Source organism: Saccharopolyspora sp. NPDC049357 (assembly GCF_040677225.1).
Taxonomy (GTDB): Bacteria; Actinomycetota; Actinomycetes; order Mycobacteriales; family Pseudonocardiaceae; genus Saccharopolyspora.
On the sequence record NZ_JBFAQJ010000001.1, the window covers coordinates 333289 to 352394 of the forward strand.

Genomic DNA, 19106 nt, shown 5'->3' on the forward strand with positions numbered 1-19106 from the left:
TCAACGCAACTTCCCGCCCGCGGCCTGAGGGGCTTTCGATTCGTGCCTCTCGTTCTCCACGGGATCCCGCTTGAGGTAGTCCTCCAAATCGAACATGTTTCCCTGCGCGCGATCGGCGACGTGGAGCATCGTGTTCATCTGCGCGATTTCGTCGACCTGTTCGGACAGGAACCAGCGCACGAACTGCTCGCCGAGGTAATCTCCCTCCTCACGCAGGACTCGAGACAACGTCGTGACTTCATCGGTCGCGACGCGTTCCTGCTCAACGGCGAGCGAGATCAGCTCGCGAGGGTCCGAGAACTCGTTGCGGACCGCCTCAACGCTGGGGACTTCCACCGCAACGCTGTTGTCGATCATGTACTGCACGATCCGCATCGCGTGATCGCGCTTGCGCAGCGACTGCCGGTAGAAGTACGACGCCAGACGCGGGAGATCCCGCTGGTCGAACCACACCGCGCAGGCCAGGTACTGCTGCGATGTCCTGAGCCCGCTTCCCACCTGCTCTTCCATCAGGTTCTGGGCCTGGGAGGTGCGAGGCGAAATCGTCTTCACAACTGCATCCATGGCAAAGAACGCTACGGCCGGGCGGCCATGAGCGCGACCGGGCGCCAAACCGGTGAAGCCTCACAGCACACGCGGCTCGCGGGCTGCGGCGCAGCACCGATTGAGCGACGCTTGCGAGAGCCCGAGCACCGGAGGTTGATCGCGATGTCGACGGTCCACGACGACGGGGTCGTCGTCGGATTCGATGCTTCCGCAGAATCGCGGACGGCAGTGCGGTGGGCGGCGCTCGAAGCCACGACACGCGGGCGGCCGCTGGAGGTCGTTCACGCGATACCCATCCCGCTCGAGGAGTTGACGCGCATACACCTGCCCAGCGAATCCGTTTCGTTAGAACCGCTGCGCAGCGCCGCGCAGCGGGTGCTGGCGGACATCGCTGCCGAATGCCGTCGCGAACACCCCGGTCTCGACGTGCGGACGCGGGCACGCATGGGCGACCCGGCAAGCATCTTGCGCGACGCAGCTACGAACGCGTGCGTCCTCGTGCTGGGCCCGCCCAGGACCGGCCGGGCGCATCATCTCCTGCTCGGCTCGACCGCCGGCGACCTGGTGCGCTCGGCGCCGGCTCCGGTCGTCATCGTGCGCGGCCACCGCTGGTCCGACTCCACCGGACCTCCCGCAGGGATCGAACGGGTCGTCGTGGGCATCGATGGCTCCGCATGCAGCGCGCGGGCAGCGGGATTCGCCTACGACCTCGCGTTCCGCCACGACGCGGAACTCACCGCACTGCTGGCCATCGCAGAGCAAGCACCGGATCCGCTGCCACCGAACCGCGGATGGACCCTCGCCTCCGATGTCATCGACGCTCAGCGCCGCGTCTTGGCCGAGTCCGTGGCGGGATGCGCCGAGCGGTACCCGGACGTCGTAGCGCACCAAGAGCTGATCACCACCGAAGGTCCCACCGATGCGCTGCTCACCGCTGCGGTCGATGCCGATCTCCTCGTGGTCGGCAGCCGCGGGCGCGGTGCCCTCCGCTCGACCTTGCTCGGTTCGGTCAGCCACGCCGTAGTGCACTACGCAACCTGCCCCGTAGCGGTCATCAGGTGAACCTGCGAGGTCTGGTCGTCGCCTTCCGGCCATCGCCTTCACCCTCACCAGGATCCTCGCGCATCACCGGCGAGATCACCCGTTTCCTCACATCATCGTCATTCGGCCGTCGGGCGGACAACGACGACGGTGCACGGTGCGTGGGTGACGCAATGCCGACTCACCGACCCCAGCAGAGCGCCCACGAATCCGCCGTGCCCACGACTTCCGACGACCAGGAGATCCGCATGCTTCACCTGGTCCAGCAGGACACCCGCGGCATGACCGCGGACGACCTCTCTGCGGATGGGCACCGTTGTCGGCGAGGCCGCCGTGACCTCGTCGACGATCTCCCGAATCCCCTTCTCCGCGCGCATTCTCAACTCGTCATCGGACATCAGCGGTGGCATGGGTGTGGGCTCGGTGAAGTTCGGCGGTGCCCACGCCAGCACTCCGGTGATCTCCCCGCCGGTCTGTTCGGCGTAGCGCAGCGCCCACCGCAGTGCCGCTCGCGAGCCCGGCGAGCCGTCGACTCCGACGACGATTCGCGGTCCGTTTTCACTCATCACCCCGCCCATTTCCAGAAGTGTTCGGATCCGGGTCTACCGCTCAGCCACGAGACCGGCCGTCATCACTGGGCACGGCCTCCGACCTGTTCGCACGACTACGCCGCCTGCTCGGCGGCAGTCCGGACGGTGGCTCGCATGATGGCCCTGACGAACGGCTTGACCACGACCCAGTACAGCTTGAAGATTCGATGTGTGATCGGGTCGTTGAGAACGGTGCGGATGTCGTAGGTCACCAGGCTGCTGCTTCGCCCGTACGGCCGGACCGACAACGAAGAGAAGATCTTGCCCCGGCCCGGTTTTCCGTACTCGGTGAACTGCTCTGCCTCGACTTGCTCCCATCGCACGATCGGAGTCCAGAACCGGCCCGCCGCCCCGAAGATGACCTCTCTTCCGGGTTGCTCGCCCAGAAGAACCCAGTCGCCGCTCGCGACGAGATCGTCGAAGGTCAGCCTGGTCGGCTGCCTCGGTGGGCCCCGCCTCATCAAGCGCTCGGGCAAACCTCGCACCCACATGGCCACGTCCGCCGTGGATGACCGGATCGTGAGCAGGTCCAGGTTCCGGAGCGCGGAATACATCGCGTCCGGCGCCTTGTTGACCACGAGGTGTTCGACGGCGTCGAAATCGCTCTCGGCGGCGAAATCGTCGATCGTCACGGACCACCCGGTGACCTGCCACGACGTCGAGTCCGCAGTGGTATCCGTCTCCGCTGTCACGTCGGTCTCCCGGGTTTTCTCGTTCATCGGGACTCCTCCTCGCTAGAGCGTTCGGTTCGCCGACGGCGTCACCGCGTGTGCACCACACCTCGGGTACCACGGCCACCAACGGTCTATACGCACGAGCGCAGGGGTCCTGCCTCGAACGCTGCTGTCACAGCCCCATCGCGCGCACCTCGGGTCCCATTTCCTCCAGGGCTACACGCAATTCCGGACTCCCGGATCAGGGGATCTTCGAGTCCGCACATTTCCAAACGGATTCGAGCATCGGTGAATTGGTGAATTCACCATGGTGCACGCGCTCGCGCATCGCGGAACGGCCTGGCACGGCGAATACCCTTGCGCGCAGGCGGGTAACCACCGGTCACGCCTCGCTCAGTGGTCGCGGGAGGCGCGGGAGCCGACATGGTCGTTACGAACATCGATCCTCGACGCTACCGCGGAGTGGTGTTCGACATGGACGGCGTGATCACCGATACCGCCGCCGTGCACTCTGCGGCGTGGAAACGCCTGTTCGACCAGTACTTGGCGGAGCGCCCCCACGCCTCGAACGAAGATCACCAGCCGTTCCGACGAGCCGATTACGCCGACTACGTCGACGGCAAGCGGCGGATCGACGGAGTCCTGGACTTCCTCGGTTCACGTGGCATCGCGGTACCGCGCGGCGATGCCGAAGACGTCGCCGGCCTCGAAACCGCCCACGGTCTCGGCAAGCTCAAGGACCACTACTTCCTCGATGCACTCGCCACGTCGGGTGCCCTGCTGTTCGACGACGCGGTAGCGCTGATCGGGGCCCTGCGCGAACACGGCGTTCGAACAGCCATCATCTCCGCCAGCCGGAACTGCCGGCGGGTCCTCCGGCGCGCAGGTGCGGCGCAGCTGTTCGACGTCCGAGTCGACGGCGTGCTCGCCGATCGGCTCAACTTGCCCGGCAAGCCCGAACCGGCGATCTTCCTCGAAGCAGCGCGCCGCCTCGACACGCCGGCCTCGGCGTGCGTGGTCGTCGAGGACGCCAAAGCCGGAGTCCAGGCGGCCAAGGCCGGATCCTTCGCCCGCGTCATCGGAGTTGCCCGCACCGGTCCGCCGAGCCGATTGCTGCAAGCAGGTGCCGACGTGGTCGTGTCCACGCTCCGCGACGTTTCCGTCACGACCTCGGCCGATCGGCGTCTGTCCGAGGTGGCCGACGCCAACCGATGCTGGGACGAGATCGCCCTGCGGCTGCGAGATCGCCGCCTCGTGCTGGTGCTGGACTTCGACGGGACCCTCGCTCCGATCCGCGAGGACCCCACCGAAGTCGTCATGCCCGCGCGCACGCGAGACGTCCTGCAGCAGCTCTCCCGGCGCAGCCCGGTAGCGGTGCTCAGCGGCCGGGATCTTGACGACGTGCGCCGCCGAGTTCACCTCGACGACCTCTGGTACGCGGGCAGCCACGGGTTCGAACTGGCGAGCCCCGACGGTGCCTTGATCGCGCACGACGTCGGCGATTCGGCGCTGCTCGGCCTCGACGAAGCCGAACGGTACCTGCGCGAGGAGCTGAAGCTCATTCCAGGTTCGCGTGTCGACCGCAAGCGTTTCGCCCTCGCGGTGCACTACCGCAACGTCCGGCCGGATTCCACCGACGACGTGCTGTCCGCGGTTGACCGCATCGGTCGCACGTTGCCCGGGCTCCGCCTTGCGCACGGACGTCGGGTGATCGAGCTGCTGCCGGACGTCGACTGGAACAAGGGCAGAGCCTTGCGCTGGCTGCTGGAGCACATGGGGTTGGCGGGCGCCGGCGCGGTGCCCGTCTTCGCCGGAGACGACTACACCGACGAAGACGCCCTGCGCGAGATCCACGAGGACGGCATCGGCGTGGTCGTGCGCAGCGCCGAGCACGGCGACCGCCTGACTTGGGCCCACTACGGGGTCGACGACCCGAGCTCCCTCACCGGGTTGCTGGCCCGCTTCGTCGCACTCGCGGCCAACCACGACCGCTCCTGAACAGTGAATGGAGCGGCGAAGCGCGTAGGGCCGGCGCACCACGCCGTCCCCGCGGCGGGTTACCCGGACAGGTCCTTCGACCTCGCGTGGCGGTGCTCGCCACGGGTATGCCTAGAGCGTTGGACTCGTGTCGCTGGTGGTGAGGAGCCGGACGAACAGACCTTCGGAACCAGAGCGGACGAAGGCATTGCCGCGTCATCGGCGACGGGGACCGGGCATCGCTCAGTTTCGCAGCGCAAGCCGATTGGGAGACCGACATGACGACACCGGACCAACCCATCGTCGTGGGAATCGACGGTTCGGAGGACGCCGTGCACGCGGCCAACTGGGCCGTGGCCGAGGCGGACCACCGCGGGGCAGCTCTGCTGCTCGTGATCGTCAACGACGACCCGGCCCGCGCGTCCCACGCCGAGAGCGCGGTGCACAAGGCCGCCGCCAAGTGCCGGGCCATGGCCCCCCACCTCGCGGTGGACGTCGAGATCGCGCAAGGAAGGCCGGTCGAGGAACTCCTGCGGCACAGCCGGAAGGCGCAGCTGATGGTTCTCGGCGGACGCGGGCACGGCGGTTTCGCGGACGCTCTGCTCGGTGGGGTGAGCTCCGCCGTGGCCACCCACGGCTCGTGTCCGGTCGTCGTGGTCCGACGGGGCGTGCCGACGACTGTCGGGCCGGTGGCGGTCGGTGTCGACGGCTCTGAATCCAGCTCTGCGGCCTTGCGGTTCGCGTTCGAAGAGGCCCGACGCGCCGGTGCCGAGTTGCTCGTGAGGGAGGTGTGGCACGAAGGGGATTTGCTCGCCGGACCGCTGTCACCCGACGAGCGTGACCGCGTGCAGCGGGACGTCGAGCAGTCGCTCGCCGAGCAAGTCTCCGCCTTGCACGAGCAGTTCCCGGACGTCCGCACCCGGCAGCTGGCACAGCGCGGCCACCCCGTGGCGGCGCTGACCGACGTGGGCCGTGACGCGCAGCTGCTCGTCGTCGGGCACCGCGGGCGTGGCGGATTCGACGGGGTGTTCCTGGGTTCGGTCGCCGACGGCGTCCTGCACCACGCGCCCTGCCCGATCGCGGTCGTCCGCAGCTCGGATGACACAGCCACGTGATGAATTCGCGCGAACCCGGCCGATGATCTGCCTCGCCGGCGGTGCATGCCCGCGCGGATTAGTCGACCGGCTCAGCCGAGGACCGGATCACCGGCCTCGTGCGCCGTTTCCGGACCAACCTCCCCGAGGTCGAATCCGCTGGGGATGATCAGGACCGGGCACCGCGCGTTGTGAATGCAGCGCAACGCGGTGCTGCCCAGTACCGCGTTGCCAACGCGACCATGCCCCCGGTCGCCGAGGACGAGCATCGCGGCGTGCGCCGACCTCTCGGCCAGGACCTCTCCATTTCGTCATCGTCTAACCGGAAGCTAGACATACCCGTCGTAGAGGCGAACCCGTTCTCACGCTCCAACCACTCCGTTTCGGACCTCATGCTGTCTGGCCGGGGCGCACGACGACCACTGGACACTCGGCGTGATGCAGCACCGCGTGGGCTACCGAGCCCAGGAGCAGTCGCTCGAATCCGCCCATTCCGCGATGTCCCACGATCAGCACATGTGCGTGCGAAGCAGCTGACACCAGCTCTTCAACCGGGTGTCCGAACCGCACCGCCCCGCGGACCACAACATCCGGGTGGCTCTCGCGCCACCGTTCGAGCTGCGCGGCCAGCTCGCGCTGCGCGTCGTCCAGGCTGAACCGAACGGCCCCCGGCGGCGCATCATGCCGGGAATGCCCGCCGCTTTCCGGCCGCCAGGCATAGATCGCTACGAGATCCGCCCGCCGCTTTCCGGCCGCCAGGCATAGATCGCTACGAGATCCGCCTGCCGTGCGGTGGCAGCATCGAACGCGAACTGCAGTGCCGACCGACTCGACGGCGAGCCGTCCACGCCGACGACGACCGGGCCGACCGAGAAGCTCGTGCGGCGATCACGAATGACCGCGACGGGGCACCGGGCACGCATCGCCACCGCCGGTGCTCACCGAACCGAGCACCACCTCGGCGAGGTTTCCGCGGCCACGTGATCCGACCACGAGCAGGCGTGCCTCCGCGGAGCACTGGATCAGCTCCTCGGTCGGACTCCCGTGTTCGATCTCTTCGACGACCTCGACCTGGGGATGCTTCTTGCGGCAGTGCTCTGCCGCGTTCGAGAGCTACTCCCGGCTCTCCTCGTCCTGCGCCGAATCGTTGCCGACAGCCAGGAGCCGCACCGGAGCATGCCGGAGGTCGGCCTCCTCAGCCGCCCACACCGCAGCGGTCAACGACGGCTCGGACCCATCGACCCCCACCAACACCGGCAGATCCTGCTTCGCCGTCATCTCGCCCCACTCCTCACCGCCGAATCTCGCTCCTGGCACGGTCGCTGGCGACAGTCGCACTGTGACACGAGCATCGGAATCTTACATATCGCGCGAACCGAACCGGCCTGCACAACTCGTAGATTTCCGAAAGTGTGCATCATAGAACGCCTTTCGATCCACTGGGGAGACGTGACCACAGCGGACTTGTTGATGAGGACCATCAGCCATCGTCGCCTGCTTCCGAACTGCGGTGACTCGCACGCATTTCGAAGGCCGAGCCGGCGCGCTCGTGCGCCTCTTCCCAGGTTGAGGGCTGATCGCGCCGGTCACCTCGTCCCCAGCGGCCGACGGCTTTAACCGGGGATCCTCGTGCGCGCAGCTGCTGCTGGGGCGGTGACGTCAGGTGAATCTGGACGGCGTAGACGACCCAACCGATAGCCGCCAGACCGAGCCAGTTGATCAGCCTGTAGACCAACGTTCCCGCCACGGCGGGGGCGACCGGTACACCGGATGCGATCAACACCCCGAGCAATCCGGCTTCGGCGATCCCAGCACCACCCGGGAACAGCTGCAACGCGATGCTGATCTGCACCACGACGAAACCCAGCGCCAAGGCCGACCACGGCGCCGGATGGCCGACCGCCGCGAGGCTCGCGTACAGGCTCAGGAAATCCATGGACCAGCTCAAGACCGCGCATCCGATGATGAGAACCCATCCGCCGCCGCTCGGTCGAAGCAGCCCGATCCGGTCCGACACGCGCTGCGACACCACGTCGGGGTCCACCGCCGACGTGCGGGAGCCCACGAGGAAGACCGGCAGGTGCCGCCCAAGCCGGACGAGCCATCTGAGGCAGCGACGCAGCACGGAGGTGCTGTTCACAGCACGCCAGCACGCCCAGGTCCCCAAGAGCAGGCCCAAGACCACCAGGACCGCGACGAGCACCGGTACTCGCCCCGTAATACCTGCGCCGAGGACGGCGAGCAAGATCACCACGATGGTGGAGACCGTTCCCGCCAACATCAGCGACCAAGCGGCCAGAGCCACTTCCACGTGCCGCCTCCGCAGCTGGTAAGTGGCGTAGACGAACCCGGCGGCGTTGCCAACAGCGGGCAGGGTGGTCGACAGCGCGTTCTCCGCGAAGTTGATGGCCTGGACGGACCGCACCGACAAGCGCGCACCGCCGGCAGCCAGAAGACGCCGGTGCAACTCCCCGTAGAGCAACAGCGCTCCGATGCCCAGCAGGACGGCCAACCCGATCCATCCCCAGCGAAGATCGGCCAGTTCCGCGGCGAGGCGCCCCCCTTCGCCCACCAGGGCGGGCAGTTGCCACGCCAACACACCCGACCCCGCCACCGCGACCGTCCACTGCACGACCGCGCGAGTTCTACCGCGCATCCCACTCCTCGTCCGCTCTTGAGCATCCTCGTTCACGATGGAGCGCCGCGTGTGGTTGCAGGAGGGTCTAACGACACGAACTCGTCGACCGAGGTCTCCCGCGCGGGCAAGCCTCCGCCGATGGTTCGGGCCCCGATGCCGATCGCAGCGACGTGGGCGCGCGATCACCGCACGAACGCAGTGGAAAGCACGCACGCTCACCCGGCTGCGGTCGAGGCAGCTGTGTTGATCGCACGGGCCTTCACCCATGAGCTGTTCGACGTCAGACGCCGCCTCCCTGAACAGGTGGCAGGCCGTCGGCACTAAGTTCGCTGTCACGGCCGTGCAAGCTCGCCAGGGCGCAGGTGGGGTCGTGGTCCTCCTCGAGGTGAATGTCGACCGTCCATGCCTCCGTCACGAGCATGAGCTGCTCCCCCGTCATTCGGTACGGAGCTTCCACCCGGTGCTGACCAGCAGTGCGCCGGCAAGGAGACCGGAGACGGTGAAGCCGGCTCCTTCACCGAGCACCAGGCACAGCAGCGCGAGGAAGGCCGCGACCACGCCGAGAGCCCTGTGAAAACTCATCCACGCCCGAACCCTCGTGAGCGGCCGCGCGCGGGTCATCCTCTCCGCGAACCCCGGATCCGCTGCGCGCAGCTCCCGCTCGATCTGATCGAGAAGACGTCGCTCATGAGGTTGAGTCATCAACCCTCCCGCACGAAATCAGTACTCCTGCCGTCGCCACTTCGGTCCGACGACCTCCCACTCCGACACCCGTGAGGCGATCCAGCCGACGCGGCGAGGGCTTCAGCCTCGGCCTCGGCACCTGCGCCAATCACAGAGCACGAACATCACACTTCTCCAAGAAGCTGCTCGAGCTCAGACTCGGTGAGCAGGCGGGATCCATCCAGGGCCTTTCGTCACGCGAAGCCCCTTGCTCACCGCGCAGTCGCGTCGAGCGGACTTTTTCAAGAAGCGGTGCGCGAGTCGACGCGGAGTACGGCCGCGCCGCGCACGCGATCAGCTTCCAGGTCCGAGAGCGCGCGATCAGCTTCCTCGAACCGGTAGGGCGTCGTCGTGACGCGGATGCGGTTGCTGGCAGCGAAGCGGAAGAAGTCTTGACCGTCGAGCCTGGTGTTCGCCGTGACGCTGCACAGGGTGCGTTCGAAGAACAAGTGTCGCTGGTAGTCCAACACGGGCACGTCGCTGAGGTGGATCCCGGCGATCGCCAACGTGCCACCGCGGTCCAACGCCTCCAGCGCGACCGGCACGAGATCTCCGACCGGGGCGAACAGCACCGCCGAGTCGAGCGGCTCAGGTGGGCTGTCCGCCGCGCCTCCGGCCGAGGCGGCCCCCAGGTCCAAGGCGAGGGCCCGTGCCGCTTCCGAACGCGTGAGCACGTGCACCGTCGCTCCGTGTGCCAGGGCGACCTGGGCGGTCAGATGTGCGCTGGCGCCGAAGCCGTAGATGCCGAGCCGACCGCCTTGGGGCACCCGGGCACGTTTCCACGCCCGGTAACCGATGAGGCCGGCGCACAGCAGTGGTGCGAGTTCCTCGTCGGAGTAGCCGGTCGGCAGGTGATAGGCGTATTCCGAGGGAACCGTGGTCCACTCGGCGTAACCTCCGTCCGCGTCCCAGCCGGTGTAGCGCGAAGTCGGACAGAGGTTCTCCCGACCGCTGCGGCAGTACGGGCAGCTTCCGCAGGTGCTGCGCAGCCACGCGATTCCAACACGATCGCCCTCCTCGAACCCCGACGCGTCAGGGCCCTTCCCGACCACTTCACCGATCACCTCGTGGCCCGGAACCACCCCGGCCTTGCGCACGGGAAGGTCTCCTTCGACGATGTGCAGGTCCGTCCGGCACACTCCGCTCACGAGCACCCGCACCAGGAGTTCGTCCGCTCCTGGGCTTGGCCGTGGTCGGGCGCGCAGCGATAGCGGTCCGCTCGTCAGCGGTCCGGGCTCACCGACGGTCCAAGCACGCGGCTCCTCGCTCCTTGCCACGACACCAGTCGAACCGAGTCACCGGCACCAGCTGTAGGGCCGAGCGACCTTACTTGTACGGCGGCGCTTGAGCGCGTTTCGATCACCCGACTGGCAGTGACGCCCCCAGAACGGACAGCACCCTGGGCGCCATTGGAGTCAACCAACCGCCCAGCAGAACCATCGTCGGATCTATTCGAGTTTGCCCCGTGCCGCGCGCGGGGAATCGAGGAGAAGCTCCGTTCCAGGTTTCGACCCGGGTCGAGAGCGCGTTGATGACGTCTTGGCGTCGTCGGGGCTGTACGGCTGCGCCCGCCCCGGGGGCGTCGCCGGTCGGATTCTTGGCACAACCGGGGGTAAGGCGGATGACTGATCTGACCGACACGATCGTCGTCGGCATCGACGGGTCTGAGCAGGCACTCAGCGCTGTGGCCTGGTCCGCAGCGGAAGCGTCCTCGCACGGACTTTCATTGCGGCTGGTGTCCTCGACCGAGCCTTACCTCCGCAATTTCTATGGGCCAGAGCTACCGTACCTGCCCGCAGTGTTCGAGGAGATCGATCAGCTGGCTCGTGCGCATCTGCGCGACGGACTGGATCGCGCGAGCACGGTCGACCCCGAAGTACCCGTGCACACCGAGTACGTGCGGGAGCCGCCGATCTCGCTGCTGCTGCGGATGTCGAAAACCGCGCACATGATCGCCCTGGGTGCTTCGGGGAGTGGCGGTTTCAGCGGGATGCTGCTGGGCTCCACGGCCGCCGCCATCGCCGTGCACGCGTCCAGCCCGGTGGCTGTCGTGCGTGATCCGAACACTCCGGATGGACCGGTGGTCGTCGGTGTCGACGGCACCGCGATCAGCATGGCCGCGCTTGCCGTGGCGTTCGACGAAGCCTCGTGGCGAAAGGCGCGCCTGGTGGCGGTGCACGTCGGTGAGGCTCCCTCGATCAGAGAGGTCGGCGTCGGCCGAGCCCACGAGCGACCCGGTGATGTGAAGCGGATCTTGGCCGAATCCCTCGCGGGTTGGGGTCCGCACTATCCCGACGTCGAGGTCGAGCGCGTCGCGGTCGGCGGCCGGCCACCGAGCGTCCTGCTCGACTGGAGCGACCGCGCGCAGCTCGTCGTGGTGGGAACCCGAGGGAGGGGTGGGTTCCGCGGCATGCTGCTCGGGTCGACCAGCCAGGCGCTTCTGCACCACGCCAGGTGCCCCGTGCTCGTCGTCCGCGGGCACCCCCGCACAGCGTGACGACCCGCGACGCTGTTCGCACGAATCCCGCTGGCCTCGTGCGTGTTTGACCCAGTGTCGATGCCGCACGCGACGCTCGGTTCGTCCGACACCGGGCAGCGGAGGATTCGACGGTCGCCGGAGCTCCTGCACCACGCCCCCGTGTCCGGTGGTCGTGGTCCACTGGGCGGTGAAGACCTCATCGCGGATTGTCGTTGAAGATCTCTTCGAGCGGACGCCGGGTGCTGCGCGGAACGATCGTGGCCGGGTGGCCGAAGCGCATCAGCGCCTGGATCGAATCGGGCTGGTGGCCAGGCTGCGCGAGTCCTTCTCGGACTTCATCGAGCTGCAGGCATTGAGTCATGACGGAGGCGCCCAGAGCGCGGTGGGTGGCCTCCAGCCACGCGTTCTGCAAGGCGGCACCAGCGTCGAGGTGAGCACGGACCCCATCGTCCGGAGTGCTCAGCAGCAACACCGATTCCGCTTCGACGCGTGCTGCCAGCCAGGCTTCATCCGGTACGTGGGTCGATCCGCTGACCAACCCCACCGCGCCGAGCCCCTGCGTGCCCAGCGCTTTCGCGGGCACTCCCCCAGGCTTCGATTCGGTCGGATCAGCGATCCAGCTCGCCAGTTCCCGCTGATAGTACTCGTCGGCGTGCTGGACGCGGGCGGCGTAGGTCAGCAAGCGCGCCAGATGCAGCGCTTCCTCGCTTCCGGTGATCCACCGGGCCCGGAGCGACGGGAGGCACTCCGCCGCGCTCAGCAGGGCCTCCTCGTCAGGGCCGGAGACCGGGCGTGAGTCGAAGGGCCGACGGTGACTGGCGCGGTGTGCGATCGCCTCGTACCGCTGGAGTTCGGCCTCGCTGGGCGGCAGCCGGGTGCTGCCCGTCACTGAAGCAAGCTGCCTCGGGTCGTCCCCGAACGCGAGTTCGGCTCGCCATCCCAGCTCGCGGATTGCGAGGACGAGGTTGGTCAGCGCGGCTCCGCACGAGATCAAGCGGTCCCTGCCCTCCGGGTCGTACTGAGACGGTGCGATGTCATCTCGTTGGTGCAACTCGACCACGCGGTCGTGCACCGACAACGACCACGGTTGCGTGTTGTGCACCGACGGCGCGCGGTTGACAGCGCGGGCGATGGTCGCGACCTCTTCCGGCGACCACGGTCTGTCGTCGACGCGCTCGATGTCGTCCATATGGCTCGCTCAGTCCTTTTCGCTTGAGGTCTCACATGACCCGTGGCCCCGGGTTACCCCGTCGAAGGCGCGGACACCCCATCCACTGTTCGGCAGCAGGTCGGGCGGAAGCGTCATCCTCGTCCCGGCCCGGTCCAATCGGCCTCGACACGCGCCCATTCCCATTCCCAGCGACGCCGAGCCCAACCGTCGGCGACCGCGCGAACGGTCTTCATGATCCCGGCGCAGCCGAGGAGGCCCAGCGCGAGCACACCGACCGCAGTGCCCGTCGCTGACGCGATGCTGGTGACCTCCGTCGGTGGGGTCGGTGCCACGCGGTCAGCACTGTCCACCCACACCGGCACATGACTGCCAACGCGGCTGCTGGAGGGCACCTCGGCGCGCTCAGCGCGCGAGCGACCGTCATCGCCCGTCCACCCGACATCAGCGCGCACGCTCGCACCTCCGCCGGGTGAGGAACCGACCATCTCAGGGGCTGTCAGCACAACGGCATCCACCACGTGCTGACTGCTCGCCATCACGGCCGCCTCGCGTCGTTGCACAGCGTATTCGGCCTTACCCGACGACAGGGCCAGCAGGGGCACGACGGTCAGCGCCACGACGAGCAGTCCGAGCAACGCCACGGCCACGAGGCGGTCCACCCGACGTCGCACCGGGTTTCGTCGCATCCCCAGTGCATGGACGAGCCAGCTGATGCCCGCAGACCAATAACGCTCCTTCATGCACCTGCTCCCCCATGACGAACTCCGGAGCACCAGCCATGGTGAGCACCATCGGACATCAACAACAGGGCATTTCTGCTCCTCTCACCCGCGTGATCACGAAAATTGCTGACAAGTGATCACTTTCGACCGTGCCGTGAAACCGGTTAAGCCTCACCATCACAGTGGGACCGCAGTCGGAGCGCCAGTAGCGGCCCGCGACCGGCACAAGCAGGATCGAACCGCTGTTCGCCGACGACACGAGCCGGGGCATCCGACACACCCGAGAGGCTGCGATGGACCAACAGCACCAATACACGATCGTGGTCGGCGTGGACGGCTCGCACGCGTCGAAGTCAGCGCTGCGCTGGGCGGCTTCGCACGCCGAACAACTCGGCGGGACTCTCGTCATTCTCATGGCCTGGGACGTCCCGCTGATCTACAACTGGGAAGTCCCCGACAGCGACGACATCGCCCGGCGCACCGCCGCAGGCCTGGACGAGATCATCGCCGAAGTCCTCGATCCGGACTCCGACCTCGCGGTGAGCAAGAACGTCGCCAACGGTCACCCGGCGCGGGCCCTGCTGGACCTCGCCGAGGAAACCGGAGCGGACCTGATCGCGGTCGGCAACCGCGGGCACGGCGGGTTCGCCGAAGCCCTACTGGGATCGGTCAGCCAGCACGTCGTGCACCACGCACGCTGCCCGGTGGTCGTGGTCCGCGACGACTCCCGATGACCGCGTGGCGCCTGAGGTTCGAGGGCTTCGATCCCGACGACGAGGGGCGCCGGGAAGCGTTGTGCGCTCTGGGAAACGGGTACTTCGCCACCCGGGGTGCCGCACCCGAGTCCGCCGCCGACGGAGTGCACTACCCCGGCACCTACCTCGCCGGATGCTTCAACCGGCTCACCACCGACCTCGCCGGCCACCGGTTCGAAGACGAATCGATCGTCAACGCACCGAACTGGTTGCCACTGACCTTCCGCATCGACCAGGAACCGTGGTTCGCACTGGATCACGTCGAACTGCTCGACGTCGAGCAGGAACTGGACCTCCAGCGCGGGATTCTGGTGCGTCGAATTCGGTTCCGCGATCAGCACCGGCGCACCACCCGCCTGGTGCAGCACCGCCTCGTGCACCTCACTCACCCGCACCTCGCCGGACTGCACACCACCCTGCAACCCGAGGACTGGTCGGGAAGCGTCACGATCCGCAGCGGCCTCGACGGCGCCGTCGCGAACACAGGCGTCGCCCGCTATCGCGACCTCGCCGCGCACCACCTCGTCGACCACCACGTCACCGAAGCCAGGCCTGATCTGGCGGTGCTGGACGTGCTGACTTCTCAGTCGCACGTGCGCATCGCCGTGGCGCAACGCAACCGGCTCCTCGCCGAGGGCAAGACTCACCAGACTCCCGTCACTGAGATCGATGGGGCTCGCGTGGACCACGAGTTCGTCCTCGAGGCCACTCCAAACGCGCAGATCCAGGTGGAGAAGATCATCTCGCTGCACACCTCGCGCGACCCGGCGAGCACCGAACCCGTGTCCGAAGCGGCGGACAGCGCTGGTGACGCACCCGGATTCGACGAGCTGTGCCGCACCCAGGCCATGGCGTGGTCCCGGCTGCACCGCCATTTCTCCACCGCTTCCTCGCTGAGCGAACCAGTTCGGCGAACGCTGCTGGTGCACCGGTTCCACCTGCTGCAGATCGCCTCCCCCACCATCAACGATCTCGACGTCGGGTTGCCCGCGCGCGGGTTGCACGGCGAGGCATACCGGGGGCACGTCTTCTGGGACGAGTTGTTCGTGCTGCCCGTGCTCGACCTGCGGCTACCACGCCTGTCGCGCGCGCTGCTGCGCTACCGATACCGGCGACTGCCCCGCGCACGCCGAGCCGCCCGGCAAGCCGGGCTGACCGGAGCCATGTTCCCGTGGCAGAGCGGCAGCAACGGGCGCGAGGAGAGCCAGTCCTGGCACCTCAACCCGCGCTCGGGCCACTGGCTGCCCGACCACACCCACCTGCAACGGCATGTCGGGCTCGCCATCGCTCACAGCGCGCGCCACCACCACCTCGCCACCGGGGACGAGGACTACCTCAGCAGCGAGGGCGCAGAGCTGATCTGCGAGATCGCCCGCTTCTTCTCCGCGCTGGCCACCTACGACCGCAGCAGGGACCGCTACGTGATCCGCGGCGTCGTCGGTCCCGACGAATACCACACGGCCTACCCCGGCAACGACGAGCCCGGGATCGACAACAACGCCTACACCAACATCATGACCGCCTGGCTGTGCGCGACGGCGACCCAGATCCTGCGGGAACTGCCCGACCAGCGACGACGCGAACTCACCGACCAGATCGACCTGCGCCACCACGAGATCGACCGGTGGGACCGGCTCGCGCACCGCATGTTCGTCCCCTTCCACGACCACGGCGTTCTCAGCCAATTCGAGGGATACCACCAGCTCGCCGAACTCGACTGGGATGCCTACCGCCGACGCTACGGCGACATCCAACGCCTCGATCGCATCCTCGAGGCCGAAGGCGACGACCCCAACCGCTACCAGGTCAGCAAGCAGGCCGACGTGCTCATGCTGTTCTACCTGCTCTCCGCCGAAGAACTCGAGGAGCTCCTCAGCGGACTCGGCTACCCCATGGCCGACATCCCCGCCAACGTCGAGCACTACCTGGCACGCACCAGCCACGGCTCAACGCTCAGCGCCGTCGTCCACGCATGGGTACTCGCACGCGGCGACCGGCCCCGCGCGCTGGAGTTCTTCGACAAGGCACTGTTCAGCGACCTGCACGACACCCAGCGCGGCACAACGGCCGAAGGCATCCACCTGGCAGCCATGACCGGGACGCTCGACCTGGTGCAACGCTGCTTCACCGGAATCGAGATCCGCCCCGACGGCCTGCATCTCAACCCCCAATGGCCGACCGGAGTCGGCCCCCTGGAGCTGGCGGTTCGCTACCACGGCCTGCCTCTGACCATCCGCGTCTCCGGACGCGCCGTCGCCGTGCACACAGCCCCAGGACCACCATCGCCGACCATCACCTGCGTCTGCGGACCGCAGCGCGCCCACCTCAGGCCAGGCGAGACCGCCCGGTTCTCGATGGACGCCACCCCCGCAACGGACTCCGCTGGTGAACCGCTGTGATCCGGCCCGCCTCCTCACACCCAACGGCGCGCGTGCAGCGCCGTGAGACCTCGCGGAGCACGACATGAACACCCCGTCCCAACACCTGATCGTCGTCGGAGTCGACGGCTCACCCGCTTCTCTTCAGGCGCTGCACTGGGCCCTCGACCAAGCGAGACGAACCGAAGCCACCGTCACAGCCGTGATGGCCTGGACGGTGCCCGAGCTCTATGACTGGCCAATGCCCACGGCCGCACAACTCGACCTCGCGACCGAGAACTGGCTTCACGACATCGTCCGAGCCGAAGTGCCCGAAGACGAACTCCCGCGCATTCACCTGCGCACCGCCGGCGGCCATCCTGCCGAGGTGCTCCTCGACCACGCCGCGACCGCCGAGCTGCTCGTGGTCGGCCACCGGGGCACGGGCACGTTCGCACAAACCCTCCTCGGCTCCACCGCCCGATACTGCGTCGACCACGCCACCTGCCCCGTTGTGGTGGTGCGCGAGCCCCGAACAAGTTCGCCGCACTCAACTCTCCCGGGATAGCGCCTCGTCAACCTCCCGGCAGGTCCGAGGCTTCTCGCACGCGGCCGGCCAGCCGACGCGAACGACCAGCTGCGGACGCCCCGAACCTCCGAGGACCTCTCGCTGCACCGCATCCCGCGTGCGGGCAACCTCGAAGGCTTCGCTGACCGAGGCCGTCGTGACCTGAGATCAGTTGCTCGACGACGGCTGTACCGGTGGACCGCGACGGCTCAGAACGTCGTCACGGGCCAAGCCTCGTGCCGAGGCCCGCGGCGAGCAACGGACGTTGGACCCTGGTGGTGCAGATCGAGCTCCGCCACAGTCACAACATCGGACTGCGCGCCCGACCAGGAGGTGGCCGTGCACAGGATTTCCACCGCACTCGATCTGACGCCTGCCGAGATCGAGCAGGTCATCATGCGAGCGGGGCTGGCTCCGTCGCTGCACAACACGCAGCCGTGGCGGTTCCGAATCCTGCCGCAGATGATCGAACTGCACCACGACCCGGCACGCCGCCTGCCGGTCGCCGACCCGGCAGGACGCGAGCTCCGCCTGGCCTGCGGCGCCGCGTTGTTCAACCTGCGGCTCGCGCTGGAAAGCGCCGAAATCCGACCGAACGTGACCTTGCTCCCGCACTTGGCCGGGCCCACCGCGCTCGCGGAGATCCGCAGCGGCGGCCACACCGCTCCTCGACCGGAGACGCTACGCCTGCACGCCGCGATTCCTCAGCGGCACAGCCACCGCGCCCCGTTCCGCAACGTACCGGTGCCGACCACGGAGCGAAACGACATGCTCCACGCCGCTCAAGCCGAGCAGTGCTGGCTGCACCTCGTCACACCGGGAGAGCTCGGGACGCTGGAGGGCTTGGTCCACCGGGCGCACCGCGTGCAGGAGGCCGATTCGCGGTTCCGCGCCGAGCTAGCAGCGTGGACCGGCCAGTCCGGTGACGCGTTGGAAGGAGTGCCCACCTCTGCCGCGGGCCCCCGTCCAGGGCCGCAGGACCAGTGGGTGCACCGGGACTTCTCGGCCGGGGTGTCACCGCGCCCAGAAGGAGTCGAGTACGAGTCCCACCCGTTGCTGGTCGTGCTGTGCACTCACCAGGAGAGCCCGTATGCCGAACTACAAGCCGGGCAGGCCGTTCAGAACGTCTGGTTGACGGCGACCGCCCGCGGCCTGGCCGCCTCGATGATCTCGGAGGTCATCGAGGTGCCCGACACCCGCGACGAACTGCGCCACCTGCTGGGCGGGACGCTGCATCCCCAGGCATTGTTGCGGATCGGCTACGGCGGCCCCACCGTTCCGGCCCCGCGCCGAGCCATCGACGATCTGATCCTCGAGTAGGACACAACCACCTGAATCTGCCGACGCATCCGGTCGGCGAACCGATGCGGCTCACGAGTATCGCCGGTCTTTCAGTCCGGTCAAGACAAGCGGTTGAAAGGCGTTGCGCCAGAATCTGTTCTAACCCATCACTCATCGACTCTCTCCCAATGAGTTGTGAGTCACTATCTTCTCCCGCCCTGTACACGCGTTTGAGCGACAGGTTGGGGTGCCCGTGTGTCTCGACCGCGGCGGAGACGGTCATGCGAACGCAGCCGCACGGGAGCCCTTCGGGTCACGCAAAACCGTCCCCGAGCGGAACAGCAACGCTAATGCCATCTTGCAAGAGGCCGCGGAGGACCTGCAGCCATGCGTGATCGGCGGGGGGGGGGGCCCCCCCCCGGCGGGGTTTGGGGCCCGCGGGGGCGGGTTTGTTTAAAAGGGACACGCCCCCCCCGGGGGCGGGGTGTTA

General features: G+C 67.8%; 19 protein-coding genes and 1 pseudogene. 8 read left to right on the plus strand and 12 right to left on the minus strand.

Features of this window, described 5'->3' with window-relative positions:
- Window positions 1-564, minus strand: coding sequence for a ferritin (locus AB0J91_RS01550; protein ID WP_363862941.1), 564 nt, complete (start codon window positions 562-564; stop codon window positions 1-3).
- A gap of 144 nt (window positions 565-708) precedes the next feature.
- Here AB0J91_RS01550 and AB0J91_RS01555 point away from each other — a divergent pair, with 144 nt between their 5' ends.
- A complete protein-coding gene (locus tag AB0J91_RS01555; RefSeq protein WP_363862944.1) occupies window positions 709-1608 on the plus strand; it encodes a universal stress protein in 900 nt (299 codons plus the stop codon).
- A 98-nt stretch (window positions 1609-1706) separates the two neighbouring features.
- Here the strand turns inward: AB0J91_RS01555 and AB0J91_RS01560 are convergent, their stop codons facing one another.
- Together AB0J91_RS01560 and AB0J91_RS01565 are read right to left on the minus strand one after the other, a co-directional pair.
- Complete coding sequence (locus AB0J91_RS01560; protein WP_363862947.1) at window positions 1707-2153, minus strand: universal stress protein; 447 nt, start codon at window positions 2151-2153, stop codon at window positions 1707-1709.
- A 98-nt stretch (window positions 2154-2251) separates the two neighbouring features.
- Window positions 2252-2896 (minus strand): hypothetical protein, encoded by a 645-nt coding sequence (locus tag AB0J91_RS01565; protein ID WP_363862950.1) that lies wholly within the window; start codon window positions 2894-2896, stop codon window positions 2252-2254.
- A 378-nt stretch (window positions 2897-3274) separates the two neighbouring features.
- Between AB0J91_RS01565 and otsB the strand changes: the two genes are divergently transcribed.
- Both otsB and AB0J91_RS01575 read left to right on the plus strand, forming a co-directional pair.
- A complete protein-coding gene (gene otsB / locus AB0J91_RS01570) occupies window positions 3275-4849 on the plus strand; it encodes a trehalose-phosphatase (protein WP_363862953.1) in 1575 nt (524 codons plus the stop codon).
- A 257-nt stretch (window positions 4850-5106) separates the two neighbouring features.
- Window positions 5107-5943: a universal stress protein gene (locus tag AB0J91_RS01575; protein WP_363862956.1), complete on the plus strand. Its 837-nt coding sequence runs from the start codon at window positions 5107-5109 to the stop codon at window positions 5941-5943.
- A 71-nt stretch (window positions 5944-6014) separates the two neighbouring features.
- Here the strand turns inward: AB0J91_RS01575 and AB0J91_RS01580 are convergent, their stop codons facing one another.
- From AB0J91_RS01580 to AB0J91_RS01610, 7 genes and pseudogenes are all read right to left on the minus strand, one after another.
- Complete coding sequence (locus AB0J91_RS01580) at window positions 6015-6218, minus strand: universal stress protein (RefSeq protein ID WP_363863022.1); 204 nt, start codon at window positions 6216-6218, stop codon at window positions 6015-6017.
- Between the two features lie 94 nt (window positions 6219-6312).
- Window positions 6313-6681, minus strand: coding sequence for a universal stress protein (locus AB0J91_RS01585; RefSeq protein WP_363863025.1), 369 nt, complete (start codon window positions 6679-6681; stop codon window positions 6313-6315).
- On the minus strand, window positions 6648-6845 hold the full coding sequence (locus AB0J91_RS01590) for a universal stress protein (protein WP_363863028.1): 198 nt from the start codon (window positions 6843-6845) through the stop codon (window positions 6648-6650). The genes AB0J91_RS01585 and AB0J91_RS01590 overlap by 34 nt, the downstream gene beginning before the upstream one ends.
- Window positions 6811-7200 (minus strand): annotated as a pseudogene (locus AB0J91_RS01595) (universal stress protein). The gene AB0J91_RS01590 and the pseudogene AB0J91_RS01595 overlap by 35 nt, the downstream one beginning before the upstream one ends.
- A gap of 202 nt (window positions 7201-7402) precedes the next feature.
- Window positions 7403-8554, minus strand: coding sequence for a lysylphosphatidylglycerol synthase transmembrane domain-containing protein (locus AB0J91_RS01600; protein WP_363862959.1), 1152 nt, complete (start codon window positions 8552-8554; stop codon window positions 7403-7405).
- A 441-nt stretch (window positions 8555-8995) separates the two neighbouring features.
- Window positions 8996-9262 carry a DUF3040 domain-containing protein gene (locus AB0J91_RS01605; RefSeq protein ID WP_363862962.1) on the minus strand — a complete coding sequence of 89 codons (267 nt, stop codon included), beginning with the start codon at window positions 9260-9262 and terminating at the stop codon, window positions 8996-8998.
- A 263-nt stretch (window positions 9263-9525) separates the two neighbouring features.
- The gene (locus AB0J91_RS01610; RefSeq protein WP_363862965.1) at window positions 9526-10560 is read right to left on the minus strand and encodes a zinc-binding alcohol dehydrogenase family protein; all 1035 of its coding nucleotides are present in this window, start codon (window positions 10558-10560) and stop codon (window positions 9526-9528) included.
- Window positions 10561-10904: 344 nt separating this feature from the next.
- Here AB0J91_RS01610 and AB0J91_RS01615 point away from each other — a divergent pair, with 344 nt between their 5' ends.
- A complete protein-coding gene (locus AB0J91_RS01615; protein WP_363862968.1) occupies window positions 10905-11780 on the plus strand; it encodes a universal stress protein in 876 nt (291 codons plus the stop codon).
- 178 nt (window positions 11781-11958) lie between these two features.
- On the opposite strand, the gene AB0J91_RS01620 is transcribed toward AB0J91_RS01615, so the two are convergent.
- Together AB0J91_RS01620 and AB0J91_RS01625 are read right to left on the minus strand one after the other, a co-directional pair.
- Window positions 11959-12951: a nitroreductase family protein gene (locus AB0J91_RS01620; protein ID WP_363862971.1), complete on the minus strand. Its 993-nt coding sequence runs from the start codon at window positions 12949-12951 to the stop codon at window positions 11959-11961.
- A gap of 113 nt (window positions 12952-13064) precedes the next feature.
- Window positions 13065-13673, minus strand: coding sequence for a hypothetical protein (locus AB0J91_RS01625; RefSeq protein ID WP_363862974.1), 609 nt, complete (start codon window positions 13671-13673; stop codon window positions 13065-13067).
- 275 nt (window positions 13674-13948) lie between these two features.
- Here AB0J91_RS01625 and AB0J91_RS01630 point away from each other — a divergent pair, with 275 nt between their 5' ends.
- The 4 genes from AB0J91_RS01630 to AB0J91_RS01645 all read left to right on the plus strand — a co-directional run bounded on the left by AB0J91_RS01630 (window position 13949) and on the right by AB0J91_RS01645 (window position 18655).
- Complete coding sequence (locus AB0J91_RS01630) at window positions 13949-14389, plus strand: universal stress protein (RefSeq protein ID WP_363862977.1); 441 nt, start codon at window positions 13949-13951, stop codon at window positions 14387-14389.
- Window positions 14386-16809: a glycosyl hydrolase family 65 protein gene (locus AB0J91_RS01635; protein ID WP_363862980.1), complete on the plus strand. Its 2424-nt coding sequence runs from the start codon at window positions 14386-14388 to the stop codon at window positions 16807-16809. Before AB0J91_RS01630 ends, AB0J91_RS01635 begins: the two co-directional genes overlap by 4 nt.
- Before the next feature lie 64 nt (window positions 16810-16873).
- Entirely contained in the window at window positions 16874-17335 is a 462-nt protein-coding gene (locus AB0J91_RS01640; protein WP_363862983.1) for a universal stress protein, read from the plus strand.
- Window positions 17336-17674: 339 nt separating this feature from the next.
- Complete coding sequence (locus tag AB0J91_RS01645; protein ID WP_363862986.1) at window positions 17675-18655, plus strand: nitroreductase family protein; 981 nt, start codon at window positions 17675-17677, stop codon at window positions 18653-18655.
- Window positions 18656-19106 lie beyond the last annotated feature (451 nt).

Bases quoted from the DNA above. Each gene is read 5' to 3' on its own strand.
- AB0J91_RS01590 (WP_363863028.1), bottom strand. From the start codon at position 6,845: ATGCGTGCCCGGTGCCCCGTCGCGGTCATTCGTGATCGCCGCACGAGC.
- AB0J91_RS01635 (WP_363862980.1), top strand. From the start codon at position 14,386: ATGACCGCGTGGCGCCTGAGGTTCGAGGGCTTCGATCCCGACGACGAG.
- otsB (WP_363862953.1), top strand. From the start codon at position 3,275: ATGGTCGTTACGAACATCGATCCTCGACGCTACCGCGGAGTGGTGTTC.
- AB0J91_RS01555 (WP_363862944.1), top strand. From the start codon at position 709: ATGTCGACGGTCCACGACGACGGGGTCGTCGTCGGATTCGATGCTTCC.
- AB0J91_RS01560 (WP_363862947.1), bottom strand. From the start codon at position 2,153: ATGAGTGAAAACGGACCGCGAATCGTCGTCGGAGTCGACGGCTCGCCG.
- AB0J91_RS01565 (WP_363862950.1), bottom strand. From the start codon at position 2,896: ATGAACGAGAAAACCCGGGAGACCGACGTGACAGCGGAGACGGATACC.
- AB0J91_RS01630 (WP_363862977.1), top strand. From the start codon at position 13,949: ATGGACCAACAGCACCAATACACGATCGTGGTCGGCGTGGACGGCTCG.
- AB0J91_RS01615 (WP_363862968.1), top strand. From the start codon at position 10,905: ATGACTGATCTGACCGACACGATCGTCGTCGGCATCGACGGGTCTGAG.
- AB0J91_RS01640 (WP_363862983.1), top strand. From the start codon at position 16,874: ATGAACACCCCGTCCCAACACCTGATCGTCGTCGGAGTCGACGGCTCA.
- AB0J91_RS01575 (WP_363862956.1), top strand. From the start codon at position 5,107: ATGACGACACCGGACCAACCCATCGTCGTGGGAATCGACGGTTCGGAG.
- AB0J91_RS01550 (WP_363862941.1), bottom strand. From the start codon at position 564: ATGGATGCAGTTGTGAAGACGATTTCGCCTCGCACCTCCCAGGCCCAG.
- AB0J91_RS01605 (WP_363862962.1), bottom strand. From the start codon at position 9,262: ATGACTCAACCTCATGAGCGACGTCTTCTCGATCAGATCGAGCGGGAG.
- AB0J91_RS01620 (WP_363862971.1), bottom strand. From the start codon at position 12,951: ATGGACGACATCGAGCGCGTCGACGACAGACCGTGGTCGCCGGAAGAG.
- AB0J91_RS01625 (WP_363862974.1), bottom strand. From the start codon at position 13,673: ATGAAGGAGCGTTATTGGTCTGCGGGCATCAGCTGGCTCGTCCATGCA.